The organism is Deinococcus seoulensis (genome assembly GCF_014648115.1).
Taxonomy (GTDB): Bacteria; Deinococcota; Deinococci; order Deinococcales; family Deinococcaceae; genus Deinococcus; species Deinococcus seoulensis.
In genome coordinates this window covers 51,249-70,612 of record NZ_BMQM01000007.1, presented here as the reverse complement: position 1 = coordinate 70,612, position 19,364 = coordinate 51,249, and the positions used below count along the sequence as shown (strand labels likewise).

Annotated in this window: 17 protein-coding genes; 7 read left to right on the top strand and 10 right to left on the bottom strand. The window is 70.7% G+C overall.

Annotated features, from left to right (window positions below; genetic code table 11):
• The first annotated feature begins 43 nt into the window (after nucleotides 1-43).
• Nucleotides 44-1,858, top strand: coding sequence for an ATP-binding cassette domain-containing protein (locus IEY70_RS07295; protein ID WP_189064347.1), 1,815 nt, complete (start codon nucleotides 44-46; stop codon nucleotides 1,856-1,858).
• A gap of 268 nt (nucleotides 1,859-2,126) precedes the next feature.
• Here IEY70_RS07295 and pyrE read toward each other — a convergent pair whose 3' ends face one another.
• The gene (gene pyrE, locus IEY70_RS07290; protein WP_189064346.1) at nucleotides 2,127-2,687 is read right to left on the bottom strand and encodes an orotate phosphoribosyltransferase; all 561 of its coding nucleotides are present in this window, start codon (nucleotides 2,685-2,687) and stop codon (nucleotides 2,127-2,129) included.
• Between the two features lie 92 nt (nucleotides 2,688-2,779).
• On the opposite strand from pyrE, the gene IEY70_RS07285 reads away from it, so the two are divergent.
• The 3 genes from IEY70_RS07285 to IEY70_RS07275 all read left to right on the top strand — a co-directional run bounded on the left by IEY70_RS07285 (nucleotide 2,780) and on the right by IEY70_RS07275 (nucleotide 6,458).
• Nucleotides 2,780-2,983 (top strand): helix-turn-helix domain-containing protein, encoded by a 204-nt coding sequence (locus IEY70_RS07285; RefSeq protein WP_189064345.1) that lies wholly within the window; start codon nucleotides 2,780-2,782, stop codon nucleotides 2,981-2,983.
• 148 nt (nucleotides 2,984-3,131) lie between these two features.
• Nucleotides 3,132-3,884, top strand: a complete 753-nt coding sequence (locus IEY70_RS07280; protein WP_189064344.1) for a ribonuclease H family protein — start codon at nucleotides 3,132-3,134, stop codon at nucleotides 3,882-3,884.
• Nucleotides 3,885-3,992: 108 nt separating this feature from the next.
• Nucleotides 3,993-6,458 (top strand): glycoside hydrolase family 31 protein, encoded by a 2,466-nt coding sequence (locus tag IEY70_RS07275; protein ID WP_189064343.1) that lies wholly within the window; start codon nucleotides 3,993-3,995, stop codon nucleotides 6,456-6,458.
• A 208-nt stretch (nucleotides 6,459-6,666) separates the two neighbouring features.
• On the opposite strand, the gene IEY70_RS07270 is transcribed toward IEY70_RS07275, so the two are convergent.
• The 6 genes from IEY70_RS07270 to IEY70_RS07245 all read right to left on the bottom strand — a co-directional run bounded on the left by IEY70_RS07270 (nucleotide 6,667) and on the right by IEY70_RS07245 (nucleotide 11,973).
• Nucleotides 6,667-7,221, bottom strand: a complete 555-nt coding sequence (locus tag IEY70_RS07270) for a VUT family protein (RefSeq protein WP_189064342.1) — start codon at nucleotides 7,219-7,221, stop codon at nucleotides 6,667-6,669.
• 179 nt (nucleotides 7,222-7,400) lie between these two features.
• Nucleotides 7,401-7,913 carry a hypothetical protein gene (locus IEY70_RS07265; RefSeq protein ID WP_189064341.1) on the bottom strand — a complete coding sequence of 171 codons (513 nt, stop codon included), beginning with the start codon at nucleotides 7,911-7,913 and terminating at the stop codon, nucleotides 7,401-7,403.
• A 297-nt stretch (nucleotides 7,914-8,210) separates the two neighbouring features.
• Nucleotides 8,211-8,888: an arginase gene (locus tag IEY70_RS07260; RefSeq protein WP_189064340.1), complete on the bottom strand. Its 678-nt coding sequence runs from the start codon at nucleotides 8,886-8,888 to the stop codon at nucleotides 8,211-8,213.
• A gap of 111 nt (nucleotides 8,889-8,999) precedes the next feature.
• The gene (locus IEY70_RS07255) at nucleotides 9,000-9,956 is read right to left on the bottom strand and encodes a GNAT family N-acetyltransferase (RefSeq protein ID WP_189064339.1); all 957 of its coding nucleotides are present in this window, start codon (nucleotides 9,954-9,956) and stop codon (nucleotides 9,000-9,002) included.
• A complete protein-coding gene (locus IEY70_RS07250) occupies nucleotides 9,953-10,939 on the bottom strand; it encodes a GNAT family N-acetyltransferase (protein WP_189064338.1) in 987 nt (328 codons plus the stop codon). Before IEY70_RS07250 ends, IEY70_RS07255 begins: the two co-directional genes overlap by 4 nt.
• On the bottom strand, nucleotides 10,936-11,973 hold the full coding sequence (locus tag IEY70_RS07245; protein ID WP_189064337.1) for a GNAT family N-acetyltransferase: 1,038 nt from the start codon (nucleotides 11,971-11,973) through the stop codon (nucleotides 10,936-10,938). The genes IEY70_RS07250 and IEY70_RS07245 overlap by 4 nt, the downstream gene beginning before the upstream one ends.
• A 266-nt stretch (nucleotides 11,974-12,239) precedes the next feature.
• Between IEY70_RS07245 and IEY70_RS07240 the strand changes: the two genes are divergently transcribed.
• Nucleotides 12,240-12,905, top strand: a complete 666-nt coding sequence (locus IEY70_RS07240) for a PIG-L deacetylase family protein (RefSeq protein WP_189064336.1) — start codon at nucleotides 12,240-12,242, stop codon at nucleotides 12,903-12,905.
• Nucleotides 12,906-13,075: 170 nt separating this feature from the next.
• Here IEY70_RS07240 and IEY70_RS07235 read toward each other — a convergent pair whose 3' ends face one another.
• Nucleotides 13,076-13,372, bottom strand: a complete 297-nt coding sequence (locus tag IEY70_RS07235; protein ID WP_189064335.1) for a hypothetical protein — start codon at nucleotides 13,370-13,372, stop codon at nucleotides 13,076-13,078.
• Nucleotides 13,373-13,565: 193 nt separating this feature from the next.
• Between IEY70_RS07235 and IEY70_RS07230 the strand changes: the two genes are divergently transcribed.
• A complete protein-coding gene (locus IEY70_RS07230; protein WP_189064334.1) occupies nucleotides 13,566-15,485 on the top strand; it encodes a putative bifunctional diguanylate cyclase/phosphodiesterase in 1,920 nt (639 codons plus the stop codon).
• Between the two features lie 28 nt (nucleotides 15,486-15,513).
• On the opposite strand, the gene IEY70_RS07225 is transcribed toward IEY70_RS07230, so the two are convergent.
• Both IEY70_RS07225 and IEY70_RS07220 read right to left on the bottom strand, forming a co-directional pair.
• Nucleotides 15,514-16,677, bottom strand: coding sequence for a M20 family metallopeptidase (locus IEY70_RS07225; protein ID WP_189064333.1), 1,164 nt, complete (start codon nucleotides 16,675-16,677; stop codon nucleotides 15,514-15,516).
• A 109-nt stretch (nucleotides 16,678-16,786) separates the two neighbouring features.
• Nucleotides 16,787-16,978: a hypothetical protein gene (locus IEY70_RS07220; RefSeq protein WP_189064332.1), complete on the bottom strand. Its 192-nt coding sequence runs from the start codon at nucleotides 16,976-16,978 to the stop codon at nucleotides 16,787-16,789.
• A gap of 353 nt (nucleotides 16,979-17,331) precedes the next feature.
• Here IEY70_RS07220 and IEY70_RS07215 point away from each other — a divergent pair, with 353 nt between their 5' ends.
• Nucleotides 17,332-19,338, top strand: coding sequence for a S9 family peptidase (locus IEY70_RS07215; protein ID WP_189064331.1), 2,007 nt, complete (start codon nucleotides 17,332-17,334; stop codon nucleotides 19,336-19,338).
• Nucleotides 19,339-19,364: the final 26 nt, after the last annotated feature.

Sequence of the window (19,364 nt, the reverse complement as noted above, 5' to 3'; positions counted from 1 at the left end):
CACTGCCCGCCCACCGCCCACCACGCACCCCCTGGAGTCCCGCATGACCACCTCTCCCCTGCCACCCGCACCCGCGAAGGAACGCACGTTCGCGCTGTCACGGGAACTGTTCCGGTACAAACCCGGCCTGTTCGCGTTCAACCTGCTGATGTGGGGCATGGTGCACGCCAGCCCTGCCCTGCTGACCCTGGCCGTCAGCGGCGTGTTCCGCCACCTGGAAGAAGCCGACGCCCTGAAGACCGGCGGGCAACCCCTGAACCCCGCCATTGCGGCCGCGTGGGTGGCGCTGGCGTGGTTCGCGTTCGTGCGCCTCAGCCGCTTCGGGATCTTCTACGGCGCGTTCCGCGCGTGGATTCAGCTGTGGTACACGCTGGACGCCCTGGTGCGCCGCAACCTGCTGGGCTACCTGCTCACCGCCCGCCGCTCCCGCCGCCTGCCCGACACGCCCGCCGAGGCCGTCAGCCGCTTCAGGGACGACGTGGACGACGTGGCCGGGTACACGGAAGTCTGGGTGGACGGCGCGGGCTTCGTCGCGTACTCCCTGATCGCCATCACCCTGATGGCCCGCGTGGACCCCCTGATCACGCTGCTCGTGTGCGCGCCACTGCTGCTGATGATCGCGTTCGTGCAGCGCCTCTCCCCCACCATCCGCACGTACCGCCGCCGCATGCGCGAGGCGACCGCCCGCGTCACGGACTTCATCGGCGAGACCTTCGGAGCAGTCAGCGCCGTGAAACTCGCCGCGCAGGAAGACCGCATGGTCACCCACCTGCGCTCCTTAGGCGAAACGCGCCGCCACGCCGCGCTGCGCGACGTGCTGCTGACCGAACTAATCCGCGGCGTGAACACCAACATGGTCAACCTCGCCGTGGGCCTCGTGCTGCTGCTCGGCGCGAACAAGGTCCGGGGCGGCGCGCTCGACGTGGCCGACTTCGTGCTGTTCATCGGCCTGCTGCCCCGCCTGACCGGAAGCATGGGCTTCTTCGGCGACGCCATCGCCCGCCACCGCCGCACCGGCGTCAGCTACGACCGCATGACCCGCCTGCTGCAGGACGCCCCGGACACCACCATCGTCGCCCACCACGACGTGCACCTGAACGCCGACCCGCCCGCCCCCGACCCCGCCCCACCCCACATCCCCCTGCAGGAACTGCGCGTGGAAGGCCTGAACGCCACGCACCCCAGCGGCCTCGGCGTTCACGACATCAGCTTCAGCGTGACGCGCGGCGAGTTCATCGTCATCACCGGCCGCATCGGCAGCGGCAAAAGCACCCTGCTACGCGCCCTGCTCGGCCTGATCCCCACCCAGAGCGGCCACACCTACTGGAACGGCCAGCCCATCGACGACCCCGCCACCTTCCTCGTCCCCCCCCGCAGTGCCTACACCGCCCAGATCCCCAACCTGTTCAGCGACACCCTCCAGGAAAACATCACCAGCGGCAGCCCCGACACCAACCTCAGCCGCGCCGTGAAACTCGCCGTCCTCGAACCCGACCTGCACACCCTCGGCAGCGGCCTGAGTACCCCCGTCGGCGCGCGCGGCGTGAAACTCAGCGGCGGACAGATCCAGCGCGCCGCCGTCGCCCGCATGCTCGCCCGAGACGCCGACCTCCTCGTCTTCGACGACGTCAGCAGCGCCCTCGACGCCCGCACCGAAGCGCAACTCTGGCAGGGCCTCGCCAGCACCGACGCCACCTGCCTCGTCGTCAGCCACCGCCGCGCCGCCCTCCTGCGCGCCGACCGCATCCTCCTCCTCCAGAACGGCACCCTCACCGACCACGGCACCCTCCCCGAACTCCTGGAACGCAACGAAGAAATGCGCGCCCTCTGGCACGACGACGCGGCAGAGGGAGAGTAGGAAGGGCGACCCCTCAGTCAGCTTCGCTGACAGCTCCCCTCAAGGGGAGCCTTGAGAGCGAACGTCGTGACCACCGAGCCCGTCGTGCGCGCAGCGCGCGGGGCGCACGCGGCGGGGGCGGAGGATGGCGTCCAAGAAGTGGCCGTCCCCGCCCACTTCCACCACTAACGCCCGAGAAATACCTGCCCAGTGCAACGCTGCTCCCCCTGCCCCCCTGGGGTAGGGGGCTGGGGGGTGGGGCAGCACACGGGAAGCCCGTCAGGAACTCTCAGATCTCCTGCAAGGGAATGGCCGCCAGCCACGCGGGCACCTCGTCCGGGGCGTACGTGTCGAACACGAGCCGAGTGAGGGACACGAGCGGGTAGCCCTCCAGATCGCCTTCGACGGGGCGGCGGTCGACGATGCAGGCGATGGCGGCGCAGTGGCCTCCGGCGGCTTCGGCGGCGCGGACGGCCTTCAGGACGCTGCCGCCGGTGGTGAGGACGTCCTCGACGGCGATGAAGGTCTCGCCGGGGTTGATGGTGAAGGCTTCGCGGATTTTCATGCCGCCGTGGCCGTCTTTCTCGGCGAAGATGGCGCGGGTGCCGTAGTGGCGGGCGGTTTCGTAGGCGAGGACGACGCCGCCCATGGCGGGGCCGATGAGCAGGTCGGCGTGGACGCCTGTTTCCTTGAGGCGCTGGGCGAGGGCCTGTCCGATCTGTTCGGTGAGGTGGGGGTGCTGGAGGAGGGTGGTGCTCTGGAGGAATTTGGGGCTGTGGCGGCCGGAGGCGAGGAGGAAGTGGCCTTCGTGGTACGCGCCGGCCTGCTGGTAGAGATCCAGGACGTTCATGGGGGTCAGTATTTCATCCTGGGCGGCCGGAGCGGTGCCGGTTGGGGGGCTGGGTTCCATTGCGCGGGGGTGGGGTGGGGGCATGATGGTGCATGGATTCAGTGACTTTTCCGGGGGCGGTGACGGTGGGGGCGCGGCGGCGTCTGCTGGGGATTTCGCTGGTGGCGTTGGCGCGGGAGGCGGGCGTGTCGCCGGAGGTGCTGCGGTTGCTGGAGGCCGGTGAGTACGATCCGCGCAGTCTGCACGTGCTGGCGCGGCGGGTGCTGGCGCACCGGCTGGACATCACGCTGGAGTGACTGGCGGGGTGGGCGTAGGCGTGCTGGCCGATGCGCGGCCCCGGCGTGGCGCGCTTGAATGGCGTGTGAAGGAAACGTGGGGCGCAGGCTGGGCCTTCGCCGTGAAGAATGACGGTCAGCGCGCGGTGCGTGTGGGGGGTGGTGCGGCGTGAATCAGGCGTTCGTGGATGCCAGCTGGAATGAGGGACCGGACGCCGAGGGGCGGCTGGTGGGCGTGGGCGGCTGGGGGCTGGTGCTGATCGTGCCGGGGCAACTGCCGGCGCGGTTTCAGGGGCAGCTGCGCGCCCCGGACAACAACGCGGCCGAGGTGCGCGCGGTGCTGGAGGCCGTGCGGGCCGCGCCGGTCGGCGAGGCGCTGACGGTGCATACGGATAACGAGGCGGTGATCGCGTCGGTGGGGCGCGGGCGCGGGCCGGAGGTGCTGACGGACGCGGCCCGCGAGGTGCTGGAGGAGGTCGCGGCGCGGGGCGTGGGGCTGCGCGTGCGGTACGCGCCGCGCACGCGGCGGCACATGCTCACGGCGCACGAGCTGGCGAACGACGCGCGGCGGGGCCTGGGCACGCCTGGCCTGACCGCCACCCGGTCGGACGTGCTGATCGAGCAACGCGCGGCGGGCGACGAGGCCCGCGTGAGCCTGCGCCGCCCCGGAGAGCGCGTGACGGCGCACGTGCCGCTGGACGTGATGTCCGAGGTCCCGCCGAGCGCGCAGGCGCTGCTGGCCGCCGTGGGGCTGGCCCTGCCGGGCGAGGTCCTGGTGGTGCGGCGCGCCAGCCGGGTCGCGCAGGCCCTGTGGCACCGGCCCGAGCGGGCGCTGCGGGCAGGCGCGCAGGCGACGCTGCAACTCGCGCGCCGCGCCGCCGACGAGAACGGCGTGCAGGTCGAATTCCTGGGCGTCGGCTGAAGGGCACGGTGATGGTTGAAGGTTGATAGTCGATGGAGCCGCGCTTCTTCTGACTGTCAACCATCAACTTTCAACCATTGACTCCCGGCGCGCTACGCTGGGTTCATCATGAGGTTCTCTTCGTTCGCGGTGGAAAGTGGTGGGGTGGCGGCGGCTGGTGGGCAGGGGTCCGAGGTGCGCGTGTGGGGCGAGTCGGATGTGCTGGTGGTGTCGGCGCCGCTGCCTGGGGTGCTGCGGGTGCGGTTGATGCCGGAGGCGCGGGCGAACTCGCTGGGCTTTCCGCGTGCGCCGGTCAAGCAGAGTTTCGCGGTGCGGCCGGACCTGCCGGGGGGCCTGAGCCTGAACGCGGCGGACCTGGATGACGAGTTGCTGGTGATCGGGGGTGGGTTGTCGTTCCGGCTGGACCGCGTGTCGGGGGCGTGGCAGGTGCTGACGGGAAGTGGTGCGTCGGCGCGGGTGCTGGTGTCGGCGCCCGTCTGGAGCGGCGAGGCGCCCACGCAGCGGCCGGCGCTGGATGCCGAGCGGTTCAACCTGCGCCGCTCGCGCCTGAGTCTGGAGGCTCCGGAGGGCGCGGCGTTCCTGGGGTTCGGGGAGCGGGTCGGGCCGATCGATAAGCGCGGCATGCACCTGACGTTCTGGAACACGGACTGCTTCCCGCACCATACCGAGACGGACCCGCTGTACGTGTCGGTGCCGTTCACGACGGTGCTGCATGAGGGCCGGGCGCACGGGGTGTTCGTGGACGAGTCGTGGCGGATGGAGGTGGACGTGGCGCGCGCGCATCCGCAGGAGGTGCGGTGGGCGTCGGCGGGGCCGGAGCTGGACGTGTACGTGCTGTCCGGGCCGCGTCCGGCGGATGTGCTGCGGCGCTACGCGGACCTGACGGGGTACGCGCCGATGCCGCCGCTGTGGGCGCTGGGGGCCGGTCAGAGCCGCTGGGGGTACCGTTCGGCGGAGGACCTGCGGGCCGTGATTCAGGGCTACCGGGACCGGAACCTGCCGCTGGACAGCGTGTACGTGGACATTGATTACATGGATGCGTACAAGGTGTGGACGGTGCAGCGCGCGAACTTCCCGGACCTGCGGGCGTTCGTGCGCGAGGCGGGCGCGCAGGGCGTGAAGCTGGTGCCGATCATCGATCCGGGCGTGAAGGTGGAGGCCGGGTACGACGTGTACGAGGAGGCCGCGCGTGGGGATCATCTGGTCCGCACGGCGCGCGGGGACGTGCTGGTCGGCGAGGTCTGGCCGGACCCGGCGGTGTTCCCGGATTTCACGCGGCCCGAGGTGGTGAACTGGTGGGCGGGGCGGCACAGGTTCTTCGCGGACATGGGCATTCAGGGGCAGTGGAACGACATGAACGAACCCGCGTGCTTCAGCCTGCGCGAGCCGCGTGAAACCGAGGGCAAGACCCTGCCGTACGACGCGCGGCACGGGAACCGCTCGCACCTGGAGGTGCATAACGCGTACGCGAACGGCATGAGCGAGGCCAGCCGCGCCGGGTACGCGAAGTTCAGTCCGCAGGTCCGCCCGTGGATTCTCACGCGGGCCGGGTACGCCGGGATTCAGCGGCACGCGACCGTCTGGACCGGGGATAACACGGCCACGTGGTCGCACCTGTCCCTGAGCCTCCCCATGATCCAGGGGCTGGGGTTAAGTGGCATTCCGTTCGCCGGGGCGGACGTGGGCGGCTTCGGCGGGGACACGACCGGGGAACTGCTGGCCCGCTGGTACCAGGCGGCGGTCGGGTACGCGTTCCTGCGCAACCACTCGGCGCTGGGCACGGCGGATCAGGAACCCTGGCGGTTCGGGGACACCTTCACGGACGTGATCCGCGCGGCGCTGGAACTGCGTTACCGGCTGCTGCCGCACCTGTACACGCTGGCGCAGGCGGCGACCCGCACGGCCCTGCCGGTCATGCGGCCGCTGGCGCTGCACTGGCCGGCCGACGAGGACGCCGTGCGTGAGGACACGCAGTACCTGCTGGGCGAGGGCCTGATGGTCGCGCCGGTCCTGCGGGCCGGGCACCGGCGCCGACTGGTGTACCTCCCGGCGGGCCGCTGGGCGGAGGTGTTCAACCTCTCGGAGTTCGGGGCGGTGCACGCGGGCGAGCAGCACGTCGTGGCGAACGCGCCGCTGCACACGCTGCCCATGTACCTGCGGGCCGGTGAGGCCATCCCGGTCACGGAACCCGCGCCGCACACCACCTCGGCCCGCTGGGAGCGGCTGTCGTGGCTGGTGCACGCGGGCCGCGACGGCTTCATCGGGCAGCTGTTCGAGGACGCCGGGGACGGCCCGGCCGGGGGTCGCCTGACCCGACTGGTCGGGGAGCGGCAGGGCGCGCGCCTCGTCATCCGCCGCGAGGCCGAGGGGGACACCCCCTCCTTCGAGCAGCGTGAGGCGCTGCACATCCTGGGCCTGTCGCACGTGCGCGAGGTGCAGGGCGCGGCCAGTTTCGCGTACGAGGACGGCGTGCTGCGCCTGACCCTCCCGGCCCGCTGGCAGAGCGTGACGCTGCACCTCGAAGAGGAAGACGACGACGAGGCGCTGCCCGGCGACCTGCTGCCCATCGACTGATCCGATCAGAGCAGCACCCCGCCGACTGAACTGGCGGGGCGCTCTGCTGGACTGAGCTGGACTGATGAGGTCATACGGACTGCCGTTTATTTCGTTGACAACCCGGAAGGGCGCCGGGTTGCCAACTCCATGTCCGGAACCCGCTTCTCTCCTTCTCGCATCCGCTCGGACCCAGTGGTCTTTGCAGTCCATTCAATCGGAGTCTGTATCAGGTGGCGTTGCGGGTGGCGTGCCGGAACCGGAAGGCGAACAGCGCGGCGATCAGGTACTTCGCGAGGATGTCCGCGAAGATGATCTGCGTGATCTGCGCGGGCGGCATGTCGCCCCAGAAGGCCAGCAGGTTGAACAGGACGCTGTCCAGCGGGACGCTCACGGCGTTGCTGGCCAGCACCCGCGTCCACCAGCTGCGCTGGATCAGGCGCTGGTACACGGCAGTGTCGGCCAGTTCGCCGGCCAGGATCGCCAGGAAGCTCGCGCCGATGAACCGCCACGGGGTGCCCGTGATCAGGGCGACGGCGGTGTTCACGATCAGCGCGGCGGCAATGGCTACGTACACGGCGTTCAGGCCGCCCGCGCGGTGAATGCGGTCACGCAGCGTGAACACCGCCGCGAAGAAGATCGTGCCGACGCTCAGCAGGCCGTACAGCGGCAGCGGAATGAAGGTGTTCAGCGTCAGGTTCGCCAGCAGGATGCTCAGGGCGTACAGGGCGATCAGCAGCAGGGGCAGCGGGGCGAGCAGGCTCCGCGCGGGGGGGGATTTCATAGGGGTGACCTCCGGCCGCAGCGACAGCACAGGTCACGGGCCGCCCCAGAGCGTACCGCATTCCCGCGTACCGGCGCGCCCCCGGCGTGTGGGTTCACCGGGGGCAGACTGGGCAGGATCACCGGGCCGCGCCAGCGCCCATTCGGGTCAGCGCCCGTTCAGGTCAGCGCCCGTTCGGGTCAGCGGCGGCGGCCGAAGCGAAGGCGTGACGGAGCAGGTTCGGCGGGCGCGGCGGCACCCTGGGTGGTTTCGAATTCGCGGACGGCGGCGGCCAGCCACTCGGGGTACGCGCCCGCTTCCAGCAGCTCACGCTGCGGAATCCAGTCGGCGGCCGTGATCAGGTCCGGGTCGGGCGCCAGGATGCCCGCGCTGTACTCGGTGCCGAAAATCATGTTCAGGCGGGCGTCCGCGCCGCTGTCCTGCGGTCCGCGCGACGCGTGCGACCCGATGAGCTTCAGGTCGCTGACGACCAGTTTCACCTGTTCGCGGATCACGCGGCGCAGGTTCATCTCGACGAGGTTCTGGCCGCTGCTCAGGCCCAGCAGCAGGCCCGGCAGGCCGTGATCCCCGCCGGGCAGCAGCGGCTCGTGCGGCCGGACGATCAGGTACGCGCCCTGGTGGCGGATCAGGGCGAACACACCCAGTTGAAAGGTGGCGGGCGCGGTCTGGTCTGCGGTGTGGATGCTGGTCACGGGAACTCCTGTACTGCCCGGAGGCGGGGCGTGGTGATGCCGGCGCCCGGTGCTGCGCCCATTGTAGTGGCTGCCTGCCGCGCCTGCCGACTGACCTGCCGGGGGGGGGAGGGAGGGTCGCGGGGCCTCCAGGCGTGACTCATACGGACTCCGATTGAATGGACTGCAACGGCCACCGGGTCCGAGCGGATGCGGGTAGGAGAAAAACGCCCCTCCGGACGTGGAGCTGGCAGGGGCGGTGTGAGGGCGGATTGTCAGCGAAACACACGGATCATGCGGACTCCGATTGAGTCCGTATCAGGAGCGGTTCAGGGGCGGAACGATGGGAGCAGCGTTCAGTGTACAGGCCAGTTCACTGAACGCGGTGTCATGCGCGGGGTTCGTCCAGGCGGGGGACTGCACCAGCAGCACGCTGGTCACGCGGGCCGGGTCGGGCAGGGCCGCGCCGGGCCGGGCCTGCCGGGTCAGGGTCACGCGGTCCAGCAGCGCGGGCGGCAGCAGGTCGCGGATCTCGCCGCGCGTGCGGTCCAGATCGTGCCCCTCCGCGACCGGCAGGTCCGCGTGCCAGTCCGGGTACAGCGTCGTGACGGTGCGGATCAGGCCGCGCGCCAGCCCCAGCCCCGCCCAGTTGCCGGGCCGCACCCGCGCGGGGTCGCCGCTGCGGCTGCCCAGGTCATGGTGCGAGTCGATGTTCAGGACATCCAGGCCCGGGTACCGTTCCAGCCACCTCCACGCGTCCGCGTGACTGAGCGTCACGAACGCCGGAACGCACGCGTACGCACGCAGGGCCTCCCAGCCGGGGTACAGCGGGAAATCGGCTTCCAGCGCTGTCCAGGCGTCCCCGCCACGCTTCCGGACCCGCGCGGTCCAGGCGTCCAGGCGATCCTCCTCCCGGTCGCGGGTGCCCCAGATGGGCGCGTCGAACACCAGTTCACGCGTCCCCGAGAAGGCGTCCCAGTCGATACTCAGCAGCACATTCCCAGCTTACGCGGATGGCGGATGGCGGATGGCGGATGGTCAACAGCGTGTGCGCGGCGTACCCGCTCAGGTCAAGCCGACCCACTGTCCACAATCCACTCCCCTCCTTCACCCGAAGCGGATCACGTACGACACGCTGGCGGGGTCGCGTTTGAAGCCCAGGCGGTCGTTGATGGCGAGCATGGGGGCGTTGTCGCTGGCGTTGTCGGTGCGGATGGTGGTGGCGCCCAGGGTGCGGGCGGCGCGGATCGCGGCGAGTTTCAGGCCGGTGGCGATCCCCTGCCCGCGCCAGGGGCGGGTGACGCCGGTCAGGCCGGTCAGGAGGTCGGGGCTGGCGTCGCTGCGGAACAGGACCGTTTGACCGATCCACTGCCCGTCTGCCTCGGCGATCAGGTACGCGTCCTCGATCAGGCCGGGGTCGCCGAGGATGGCGTCCTCGAACACCTCTCGGCTCAGGGGCGTGGCGGGTTCGGCGCGCGGGACGTCCTGCCGCACGTCGCTCATCAGGGCGTGCAGCCGCCGCGCGAGGTCCGGTGTACCTGCGGCACGTAACTCGGCGAGGCTGCGGATGCGGACGCCCTGGTCGTGCAGGCGGCCTTCCAGCGCGGCGTACGGGGCGGGGTCGAAGTCCGGGACGTGCAGGGCGGACATGAAGTACCGTTTGTCGCCGTTGAAGCCCCGGCGGGTCAGGAAACCGGGCGCGACCGGGTGGTCCTCGCGGGCGAGGATGCGGGCGGATTCGGCGTTCCGGGCGCGCAGGGCGGCGTCCAGGGCCGTCCAGAGGGCCGCGCCCGCGCCCCGACTCTGTGCGTGCGGCGCGACGGCGAGGTCCAGCGTGTAGCGGTCTGGGTGGAACGCGCCGGGATTCTGGTAGTACAGGGCCACGCCCACCACATCGGTGGCGTCGTGGGCGACGAGCACGGCCCAGCCGTAGCCCCAGTCCTGCTGTTCACGCATCTGGCGGCGCAGGTCCTCGCCGGTCAGCGGGTCGTTCGGGTTCGCGCCGGTCAGGATGGCGGCGGCGGCGTCCCACTCGTGTTCGGCGATGGGCGTGACAGTGATCATACGTCCACCTGACCGCGCTGCATCTCGACCCACGCGACGCGCGGGCGGAAGCCCAGGCGGTCGTTCAGGGTCAGCATGGGCGCGTTGGTGGTGGCGTTCCCGGTCCAGACCTCGCGGGCACCCAGGTCCCGCGCGACGCGCAGCGCGGCGACCTTCAGCGCCAGCGCCAGCCCCTGCCGTCGCCACGCGCGGGTGGTACCGGTCAGGCCGGTGTTCAGCCGCTGCGGGTCGTGCAGGTCGCGGTGCAGTTCGGACAGGGCCGCGACCTCGCCCGCCGGGGTGACGGCCAGCAACGTCCCGTGGGGCAGGTGTTCCGGGCGGTCCAGGCGCGTCAGGAAGTCCTCGAAGGCGACCGGGGTCGCGGGGGCGGTGCGGGGCACGTCCTCCCGCGCGGCCAGCCAGCCCGCGTAGAACGCGCGCCGGGCGGCGTCCTCGCCCAGTTCGGCGCTGAGGTCGGCCAGGGTCACGGCTCGCAGCCCGTCAGGCAGGGGCGCCCGGTCCGTCCAGGCGTCCGCGTCGAAGTCGGCCATGTCGAGCACGTTGTCGAAGAACCGCATGACCTCCCGGAACCCCCGCGCCGTCAGGAAGTGCAGGCTGAGCGGTTCGTCCTCGTACGCCCCGGCCAGCACCTCACGCGCGCCCCGCTCCTCCAGGTGCGCGGTGACGTGCGCCGCGAGCGCCGCGCCGACTCCCTGGCCGCGCGCGTCGGGATGCACCGCCACCTCGGCGTGGTAGCGGTCCGGGTGGTACATCCCGCCGAACTGCAACGCCGACGCCGCGCCCAGCAGCGTCCCGTCCGGGATGTGCGCCACCCACTGCGCGACGTGCAGCCCCAGCGGGTGCGCCCGCAGCGAGTGCAGGTCGTGCGCCAGCGACTCGGCGGTCTGCGGATGGCGGGGATTCACGGCACTCAGCAGGTCCGCAAGGGCGCCCAGGTCGGCGTCCGCAGCGGGCCGCAGCGCGAAGGGTCGCGGGGCGGTCACGTCAGCTCCGAAGGCACGGGCACGGGGCGCCGTTCGCCGGTCACGGGGTCCAGGTGCAGTTCGTAGCGGCTGCGGGTCGGGCCGCGCCGGAAGCCCAGCGCGCGGTTCATGCCCAGCATGGCCTTGTTGGGCGGGTCGTTGAAGGTGCGGATCTCACCGCCCCCGGCGGCGGCCAGGGCGCGCATCGCGGCGACCTTCAGGGCCTTCGCCACGCCGCGCCCGCGGTCCTCGCGGCGCACGCCGGTCATGCCGATGACAAAGAAGCCTGCCGGGTTGCTCATCAGGGTGCTGTAGCCCACGTACGGGCCGGTTTCCGGGTCGTTCACGTCGGGGCGCACGGCGACGAAGGACAGCTCGTGGCTGAAGGTCGGGTCGTCCAGTTCCTGCTTCACCCACGCCTCAAAGGGTCGCCGGGTGAGCGTCTGTCCCATCGGCACGTCCTGAAACAGGCGCCAGTCGAGTTCCCACAGGCGCCGGTTCCGCTCCGGATCGCCCGCCAGTTCCGCGATGGACCGCAGCTGCACGCCGTCCTGCTCCACGGCGTTCATCAGGTCGTCGAAGGCGCTCAGGTCCACCTCGTCCGTGTGAATGCGGGACTCGAAGCGGTCCCAGGTCTTCGTGAAGCCCCGCGCCGCCAGGAACGCCCGGCCCGGCGCGTCGTGGTCCTGATCGCTGAGCATGGAGCGGATGTCCTGCGCGCCCCGCTCCCGCAGCCGCGCCATCAGTGCGTCGTACAGCGCCGTCCCGACCCCCTGCCCGCGCGCGTCCGGGTGAACGGTCAGCCCCCCGAAGTACCGCCACTCCTCGAACGCGAAATCGTCGTGCCCGACGTTCCCCACGCCCACGATCCGCCCGCCCTGCTCGGCCAGCAGTTCAAGGCGGTACAGCGCCGGGTCGTGCGCCTCGTCCCAGGTGACCAGCATCTCGGCCGTGACCGGCCACTCGGGATCGGCGGCGCTCAGCAGGGCCGCGATCTCGGCGAAATCGTCGGGTTTGCGCACCTCGCGGAGCGTGAAGGGCTGTGGGTCGGTCATGCGCCCATCATGCGGGCCGCGCGGCCGCAGATGCATCCGCCAGCACGCCTACGCCCACCCCACCCGGTGGGCGGCGTGCCCCACGCGGTGACGGGCGGGCAGGCCTATGCTGGGTGGATGAGCAAGGGACTGAACAGGACTCCGGTGGAATGGCTGGTCCAGGCCATTCCATCCGAGCGGATGCGAGTGGGAGAAGAGCGGGCGCCGGGCGCGGAGTGGGCAGATCGGTGGTGTTCCGATCTGTTCACGCAGCAGACGGAGTCCGCATGAAACTGCTGCTGATCGTGCCGCACCCGGACGACGAGGTGTACGGCGCGTCCGGGACGCTGATGGGCCACCTGGAGGCCGGGGAGGCCTGCGGGCTGGTCACGCTGACGCGCGGTGAGGCGGGCCGCACGCTGGGCCTGTGCGACACGCCGGAGGAACTGGCGCGGATGCGTGAGGTGGAACTCGCGGCTTGCCTGGACGTGATCGGCCTGACGGGCGAGGAAGCGCGGGCGAACGGGAGCGTGTTCGAGCATCACCGCTTCCCGGACAAGTACCTGAAGGACCAGCCGCTCTCGGCGCTGACCGAGGTGGCGCGCGAGGCGATGGTGCGCCTGCGGCCCGAGGTGGTCCTGACCTTCCCGCCGAACGGCAGCAACGGGCACCCGGACCACGTGACCACGCACCGCGCCGTGAAGGCCGCCTGGGACGCCCTGCCGGACGGCGAGCGGCCCCGCCTGTGGTACTACGCCAGCGACGTGCCGCCGGAGAACGAGGCGCTGCGGGCCGAGTGGCTGCCGCCGAACGTGCGCCACGACGTGACGCGCTTCATCGTGCGCAAGTTGCAGGCGATCGCGTGTCACCGCACGCAGGCGCTGAGCACCGTGGATTTCATCCGCAAGTTCCCGGACCGCGTGACCGAGGAGACCTTTCACGAGGTGAGGTGATACGGATTCCGTTTGTTTCGCCGACAATCCGGAAGTTCACCGGATTGCCAGCTCCACGTCCGGAACCCGTTTCTCTCCTTCTCGCATCCGCTCGGACCCAGCGGGCTTTGCAGCCCATTCAATCGGAGTCCGTATGAGGGCGCGGGGAGTGCTCCCCGCCTCTCCCGCTCCTATTCCCAGTCGCTGACGGGGATGAAGTCGACGTTCTCGCCGTCGGTGGCGGTGACGCGGTAGCTGCGGTCGAAGCGGACGATCAGTTCGCCCCGGTCGAAGTGCTGGGGGCTGACGACGGGTTTGCGGTACAGGTAGCCGCCGTCGTCGTCCACGCCGATGTGCGCGCCTTTCGTGAAGCGGAACTCGACGACCTCGGCGTGCGGGCGGGTGCGGACGCGGACGCGGTACGTCTGCGCGTCGTCCTGTTTCACGTTCGGGTTGGCGGGTGGCTTCTTGCTGAACAGGTTGAACATCTGACCCGCAGCATACCGCACGCCCGGCGCATGTTCCGGCGCGTTCCCGGCGTGCCCGTGATCCGGCAGGCAGGTTCGGGAGCGTGCTGGACGGCGTGAACCGGGTTGCGTGCCGGGGCGGTGGCCTGACCGGGTTCTGAAGCTGGACGGCCGGTATGAAAACTGTGTGGAAACGGTTCCTACACTGACTGGGATGAGCACCGCCGACCATCCGACTGCCGCTGAACAGCCACTCGCGTGGCGGACGGCGGCGTTGCTGGCGTTGCCGCTGGTCATGCTGGGGGTGTACGGCGCGCAGTCCTACTCCCGGCATGACCTGTGGGACCGGGTGTACGACCCGGCGCTGTACCTGGGCCTGAACCTCGTCGTGCTGTTCTGCTGGGTGGGCACGCTGCTGGGCCGCCTGACCATCCAGCAGCTGAGCCTGATCGTCCTGACCGGCAGTACCGTGTTCCTGACCCTGAAACTGACGTTGCTGGGCGTGGTCGTGAACGACCCGCAGGTGCTGCTTCAGGAGTTCATGGAGAGCATGGTCTGGCTCTCGCCCATCCTGGTGTGGCGGATCATCACGCAACTGTCCCGCGCGGCGCGGTTGACGCTGAACGCCCTGCTGCTGAGCATGCTGCTGGGCGGGGTGTTCGTGGCACTCAAACCGCTGCTGACCGGGGGGCCGCTCCAGCCGGTCGTGCTGATGACGCTGCTGCAACTGACGCTGACTTCCGGCGTGATTCTGCTGATCACGTCCGTGTTTCAGCGGTACGCCTCCCAGAGCAGTCAGGTGGCGGGCGAACAGGCCGCGCTGCGGAAACTGACGTTCACGGACATCCTGACCGGCCTGCCGGGACGCGCGCGCCTGCAGGAGCAACTGCATGAACTGACGCAGGGAACCGCGCCGTTCGCGCTGCTGTACGTGGACGTGGACGGCTTCAAGGTCGTGAACGCCACCCTGGGTCACGCGGCCGGGGACGAGTTGCTGCGCGTCCTGGCGGGGGAACTGCGGCGACTCAGCGGCCCGGACTCCCAGGTGTACCGGCTGAGCAGTGACGAGTTCGTGGTCCTGCTGCCCGGCGCGGACGACAGTCAGGCCGAGTGGACCGGGCAGGTGCTGCTGCACGAGGCGGCCATCGAACCGAGCGCGCGGGTGGGCGTGGAGACCACCCTGAGCCTGGGCCTGAGCCTGTACCCGCAGGACTCCACGGACGGCGCCGAACTGATGCGGCACGCGGACAGCGCCCTGGCCGCCGTGAAACGCGCCGGTCGCCGTCAGTTACGCCGCTACCACCCCGAACAGGACGCCGTCACGGAACGCGAGCAACTCCTGGCCCGCGAACTGGGGCACGCGCTGCCCCGCCAGGAACTGACGCTGGCGTTCCAGCCGGTCCTGCGCCTGCACGACAGCCGGATCGTGAAGGCCGAGGCGCTGCTGCGCTGGACGCACCCGGCGCTGGGCCGCGTCTCGCCCGCCGAGTTCATTCCGGTGGCGGAACGCAGCGGCCTGATCAACCCCATCGGGTCGTGGGTGCTGCGCGAGGCGTGCCGCGAGGCGCTGGCCTGGCCGGACCTGATCATCAGCGTGAACGTCAGCGCGGTGCAACTGCTGCAGTTCGAGTTCCGCGCGACCGTGCACGACGCCCTGACCCGCACGGGCCTGAACGCCAGCCGCCTGGAACTGGAACTGACGGAAACGGCGGTGCTGTACGAGGATGAACGCGCCGCCCGCACGCTGCAGGAACTGCGGGACCTGGGCGTGCTGGTCAGCATCGACGATTTCGGGTCCGGGTACTCGAACCTGATGCGCCTGCGGACCCTGCCCATCACGGGCGTGAAGATGGACCGCTCGATCACGTCGGACCTGACCAGTCCGCAGGCGGGGCAGTTCGCGCGGGCCCTGACGCTGGCCGTGCGCGGCATCACCCGCAACCTGGGCGTGGACCTGACCGCCGAGGGCATCGAGACGCCCGAGCACCTGCGGGCCGTGCAGGACCTCGGCTGCCAGCTGGGACAGGGCTACGGGCTGGCGATGCCCATGACCGCCGGGCAGCTCACGGCGCGGCTGGCACGGCCCGCCACCTGCCCGGACGACCAGGGCGCGCCCCGCCACGCCTCCCACTGAACCGCCTCCCACTGAACCGGAGTCCGGTTCAGATTTCGCGCAGCAGGCGGGCCAGCAGGCGCACGTGGTCGGCCCAGCGGTCCAGGCGGACGTGTTCGTGCTGGGCGTGCGCGCCGTCGCCCGGGGCGCCCAGGCCGTCCAGGGTGGGGACGATGGGGGCCGTGAAGTTCCCGTCGCTGCCGCCGCCCACGACGGCGTGCGTGAGGTCGAAGCCGAGGTCCCGGGCAATCTCGCGGGCCTGCGCGTACAGGGCCAGGGTGCCCTCGCTCTGCTCGAAGGGGGGGCGGTTAAGACCGCCCGTGACCTGCACGGTCACGCGGGGGTCGCTGGGCGTCCAGGCGCGCACGGCGGCGTCCACCCGGTCGGCTTCCGCCAGGGTGCTGACGCGCAGGTCGATCTCCAGGGTGGCGTGCGCGGGGATGACGTTCACGGCGCTGCCGCCACGGATCAGGCCGACGCTGACGGTGGTGCCCAGGTCCGGGCGGGCGAGGGCCTGAAGGTCCAGGGTGGCCTGCGCGGCGGCCGTGACGGCACTGGCGCCTTCTTCCGGTTTGTTTCCGGCGTGGCTGGCGACGCCCGTGAAGGTCAGAAGGTAACTGCCGGTGCCTTTGCGGCCGGTTTTCAGGGCGTGGGTGTCCGCGACGGGCGGTTCGACGACCAGCGCCACGCGGGCGCAGCGGGCAGCGTTCTCGATGTGCGCGCGGCTGCTGAGGCTGCCGGTCTCCTCGTCCGGGGACAGCAGGACCTGCACGCCGCCCTGCGGCCACTCGCCGCGCAGGGACCGCAGCGCGTGGAACAGGCCCACGATTCCGGCTTTCATGTCGTACGTGCCGGGGCCGTACAGGCGCACGCCGTCCTCGCGCAGCGGCATGTGCTCCAGCGTGCCGTGCGGCCAGACGGTGTCGGCGTGCGTGAGGACCAGCACGGGGCGGCGGTGGCCCTGCAGGCCGGGCGTGGTCTGCCCGTGCGCGGAGCCGCCGGCGCCCGCGCTGTCCACACCGAAGTTGAACAGGCGGGTGCCGCCGCCCAGGGCGTGCGTGTCGGCGCCCAGGTCGCGCGCCCAGCCTTCCACGACGTCCATCACGCGGGCGATGGCGGCCGGGTCGGTGGACGGCGATTCGATGCGGGCCAGGGCGTGCAGGTCGGCCTGCATGGCCTTCAGGTCAGGAGTGAAGTCAGGCATGAGCGTCATGCTACGCCCCGCAGCGTGAGGAGCCCGTCCCGGCACAGGCGTTCGTCCGCCCCGCACGGATGGCGGTGGCGGACGAACGGCAGCGGACAAACGGGATCAGCGGAGTGGGTCAGCCGAGCAGGGCGACCTGACTGGCATCGACCTTCAGTTTGGCGCTGCCCTTGAGGTACAGGTCATGCAGCGCCTGCGGGCCGAACAGGCGCGTGACGCGCGTGGCAGTCATCTCGACGGTCTGACCGGCGACTTTCAGGCGGACGATATCGAAGGTTCCAGGAACCCAGGTGCAGGACAGTTCTTGCATGACAGACCTCCAGAAGAAAAAGAGCGGGCGGTGAACGGTACAGAAACCCACGGAAGAAGGACAGGTCCGGCGCGCTGACGAACAGGACAGTTCAGTATTCAGTTGACCACAGAGAAAAAAACCTCAACCAACCCGGCGGTTCGTTGACGATGGTTTTTTATCTCTTGGCCTGCTGGGCCGGTGTACACAGAATAAGTCGGGAACCTGTACGAAACGGGAGAAATCACCCCTTTGTGCGTTAAGCCAGTCATCATGAACGCCGTGCTCACCGGGCCGCGCGATGTTCACCGTGCCCGGACGCCGCCTACCACCCCGGCACCCATACCGCGCGCCCATGTGCTTGACTGGAGTGCATGACACAACCCAGCCCAGACGCACGCCCCGGCCCCGACTCGCTGCTGCCGCTGGTGTTCCCGTCGGACCCGCAGGTCAGCCCGGACGGCAAGCGCGCCGCGTTCGTCCTGACCCGCATCGAGGAGGACGACCCCCACAAGCCTGACGCGGCGTTCGCCAAACCCCGTTACAAATCGCAGATCTGGCTGTCGGACGCGCAGGGTACGCGCGTCCTGACGCGCGGCGAGGGCCGCGACGCCACTCCCCGCTGGTCCCCGGACGGGCAGACCCTGGCCTTCACCCGCAAGGCTGGCGAGGGCGCGCAACTGCACCTGCTGCCCCTCGCGGGCGGCGAGGCGCAGGTCATGACCCGCTTCCGGAACGGCGTCTCGGACATCCAGTGGAGCCCGGACGGGCAGTACGTCGCGTTCATGACGACCGCCGACGACGAGGACAAGCGCGACGAGCGCGGCGAGGCCCGCGTCATCACCAAGCCCCGCTACCGCTTCAACGGCCGCGACTGGCTGCCCGAGCGCGCCGCGCGCCTCTACCGCCTGCACGTCCCCAGCGGCGAGCTGCGCGAGTGGCACGCGCCGGAGATCGAACTGGGCGGCGTGACCTGGCTGCCCGACAGCAGCGGCGTGCTGTTCATCGCCGCGACCGACGAACTGAGCGGCGCGCACTGGCAGCAGGAGGTCTGGCACCTGTCCCTGCACGGCACGCCCCGGCAGGTCACCCGCTGGGCGTCCGCCGTCAGCGCCGTCATCCCCCACCCGGACGGACAGCACTTCGCGCTGGTGGGCCGCCCCGCCGGGCAGGGCAACACCGAGCACACCCACCTGTACCTCCTGTCCCTGGAAGGCGACGCGGCCCCAGTACGCCTGGACGCCGGGCACGACCACCCGGTCGGGAACGGCGTGGGCGGCGACTGCCACGTGGGCGCCATGCCCGAGAAACCCGCGTGGCTGGACGACCGTACCCTGCTGTTCAGCAGCACCGTGCGCGGCAGCTGCGGCCTGTTCACCGCCACCCTGACCGCCGACGGGCAGTCCGGTTCGGTGCAGGCCCACACGCACGACCCGCAGGGCGTCATCCCCGCATTCACCGCGCGCGGCGGCGGCCTCGCCCTGATCCGCGAACGGGCCGACCAGTTCCCCGAGGTGATCCTGAACGGCCAGCCGGTCACCGACCTGCACGCGAACCTCCCCTTCACGCCCCGCACCCCGGTCCGCGTGCCCTTCCCCACCGAACTCGGCGAGGGCGAAGGCTGGATCATCCTCCCCGACGGCACCCACTCCGTCCCCGCCCTGCTCAGCATCCACGGCGGCCCCCACACCGACTACGGGCACGCCTTCACGCACGAATTCCAGCTGTACGCCGCGCGCGGACAGGCCATCTGCTACAGCAACCCCCGCGGCAGCCTCGGCTACGGACAGGCCTGGGTGGACGCCATCCATGGCCGCTGGGGCACCGTCGACGCCAGCGACCTCCTGACCTTCTTCGACGCCTGCCTGGACGCACAGCCCCGCCTGGACCGTGCCCGCACCGCCGTCATGGGCGGCAGTTACGGCGGCTTCATGACCAACTGGCTCACCGCGCACACCACCCGCTTCCAGGCCGCCATCACCGACCGCAGCATCTGCAACCTCCTGTCGTTCGGCGGGACCAGCGACATCGGCCTGCGCTTCTGGGACGACGAACTCGGCCTGAACTTCCACCGCCGCGCCGACACCCTGAAACTCTGGGACATGAGCCCCCTCCAGTACGTCGAGAACGTCCGGACCCCCACCCTGATCGTCCACTCGGTCCTCGACCACCGCTGCCCCATCGAACAGGCCGAACAGTGGTACGCCGCCCTCACCCTCCACGGCGTACCGGTGCGCTTCGTGCGCTTCCCCGGCGAGGACCACGAACTGTCCCGCTCCGGCCGCCCCGACCGCCGCCTCACCCGCCTGACCGAATACCTGAACTGGCTCGACCGGCACCTCGCGCCCAGCACCGCACCCGCCGAAACCGTCACCGCCTGATCCAGGCAGCACAGCGGGGCGGAGGT